Below are 2,335 nucleotides of genomic sequence, written 5' to 3'. Positions count from 1 at the left end.
ATGGCTTATCGCCACCGAAGTGCCTACCAAAAGGTCAGGCTTATGTTTTTTAACAAACTTCCACATCCTCAGATCCTGCTTGATCTGGCCCATGGCCATGCCTATCATGGAATCCTTTCTTCCTTCCGGTAAAATGTTGAAATAGTCCATATGCTCTTGTTCCAGCAGGTCCTCCAGCACATCCTTTTTTTTGATCAATATAAAAATCTGGTGCCCGGAGTTTTTTAAATTGCCGATCACGATTTTAAACAAATGAAAATGGGCCGGGTGACCCAGGTGAAAAAGGATTTTCATTCAGCAGTCAATAAGTTGGTTAAAGCCAGAAACATCCATGCCTGGCTCCAACGCATATAAGAGATCTTGTTCTTATAATATTTGTGATTCTGGTAGTAAAAATGCCCATCTTTCCCCTGCATATTTTGAATCGTCCATTCAGCAATCGCGTTGGAAAAAGATGGATATGCTTCGCTATCACCTGCTAATTTGCTGAAGGTGATGATGCCCTGGCTTTGGTTGTGGATCTCTACCGGGTATGTTTTCGGATAGCGCCACAAGGATCTGCCATCGGGGAAGAATTGATGATCGTGATAAAATTCCAGTCCTTTTTTGATCGCCTGATCCCATGTGGGGTTTTCAAGCTGCAATAGCTTTTTAATTTCAAAAATGCTTTCCAGCACATAGCCCTGGTGAAAATCGATCTGCTCCCGTTCTTTGCTGGTCTTCATGTCGACGCTGTAGTTCCACCGGCCATCTTCTTTCTGTCGTGAGATGACCCAGTTGACTGCCTCTATGGCGATATTCTTTAATTCCTTATCGGGTTTGATGGCATGAACTCGTGCCAGGGTTTCCGCAGCCAACAGGCTGGCATTGTAACACAGGTCGGTGGCAATGGGTGTATAACTGAAACATACCCCTTCATCGAAGCTGGTAACGGGCAATTCTGTCAAAACATAATTGCCAGCTTCATTGAGCAGTTCAAAAACCTCATCACTTTTTGTAAGCTGGTAATATTCATACAGCCCCCTGGCAACAAAGCCGGTAACTACAGATGAAGGGACATATTTATCGAGGTATTTCTCCCGGCTGGCCCAGGGGAAGTTGTATCCCCAACCCTTGCCACAGTAGCCTTTGGAGTAGTTGTCTTTAAGCCAGTTGAAAAAATAGGCTGCCTGATCCAGGTATGCCGGGTCATTGGTTTTCTTATACAGCATGGCATAGGCTTGCAGGAATAAGCCGTAGGCTTTGGGGTTGATCTCCTTTTTAATGCCAATGAGGGGACGCACATTCACAGGATTCCTATTCTGGAACTGGATGGCCAAAACCGGTCCCCATTTCCCGAACCAATGAAAAGGTTTCCACGAGTTGAGGGTGTCGTAGGGATCGTAGCCTTTATAATTCTCCCTGCGGATGTAGGCTTCCAGTTTGTTGAATGATTGTTGGATCATATAATTAGAAAACCCCGTTTAATTGTGAGGGAACGAAGTGACCGTAACAATCCCCGATTTTGTTTAATCGAGTTCATTTTCTAAGTCTGACCAATTGGGATTATTTCTTTCAATGAGTTCTATCTTTTTACTTCTTGACATTTTCTTAATTTGTCCTTCTCTTGCAATAGCCTCATCAACAAATTCAAAGATTTCAAAATAGACTAGCTTATTGATATTGTATCTTGCAGTAAAGGACTTAGGATATATTTTACTTACATGTTCTTGAACCCTATTATAAAGATCAGAAGTTGAACCAGTGTACAAAACACTGTTAGACCTGTTTGTCATAATGTATGCATATCCGCCTCTTTCCAATCTGTAGTTTCAAATATTAGAAGAGACTCCTACGCTCCTTCGTCGCTCTGAGTTAAACGGATAAAGAAACACGTTTAATTCAGAGGCACCCTCGGGAAGCTTGTGGTCGAGCGTGCCGTAGGAATCTATTGTTTGGTACATACGGGTATTAAAGTTTATATTCAGGATAATTGCTCGTTTGAGACTCCTACGCTCCTTCGTCGCTCTGAGTTAAACGCTGGTCATGGGAGACTCCTACGTCGCTGCGCTCCTCAGAGTTTAACGGAAATTATTATTTTCCTGTTCTCCCTGATGCTTTGTAAGACCTTAAAAGTGGCCATGGTACTCAGATAACTTTCATTGAATGGTATGGGACAGGGAGTTCCTTTGGTGATGCTGTCAAAAAAAGTTTTTATTTCTGACTGGTGGCCTTTATCCTGTCCTTTGAATTTGATCTTTTTGACTTTATCTCCGTAAATCGTCAGGGTATTGAAGTCATCAATTTGGGCTACTGTACCCCCACAAAAGACTTCGATCTGCTCTTTGGGGAGCTT

At 42.8% G+C, this 2,335-nt stretch carries 4 protein-coding genes; all 4 read right to left on the bottom strand.

The annotated features are described in order from the left end of the window. The coding region (locus V2I46_00310; protein MEE4175927.1) for a hypothetical protein at positions 1 to 294 on the bottom strand (294 nt) is incomplete at its 3' end. Continuing rightward, positions 291 to 1,445 carry a hypothetical protein gene (locus tag V2I46_00305; GenBank protein MEE4175926.1) on the bottom strand — a complete coding sequence of 385 codons (1,155 nt, stop codon included), beginning with the start codon at positions 1,443 to 1,445 and terminating at the stop codon, positions 291 to 293. The genes V2I46_00305 and V2I46_00310, both read right to left, overlap by 4 nt. Positions 1,446 to 1,508: 63 nt before the next feature. Beyond that, complete coding sequence (locus V2I46_00300) at positions 1,509 to 1,802, bottom strand: GIY-YIG nuclease family protein (protein MEE4175925.1); 294 nt, start codon at positions 1,800 to 1,802, stop codon at positions 1,509 to 1,511. Positions 1,803 to 2,053: 251 nt separating this feature from the next. Continuing rightward, positions 2,054 to 2,335: hypothetical protein (locus tag V2I46_00295; GenBank protein ID MEE4175924.1), on the bottom strand; the 282-nt coding region annotated here is incomplete at its 5' end.

It is taken from the genome of Bacteroides sp., assembly GCA_036351255.1.
In the GTDB taxonomy this organism is placed as follows: domain Bacteria; phylum Bacteroidota; class Bacteroidia; order Bacteroidales; family UBA7960; genus UBA7960.
Note: the sequence above shows the minus strand (reverse complement) of the source record. Positions and strands in the feature narration are given on the sequence as shown.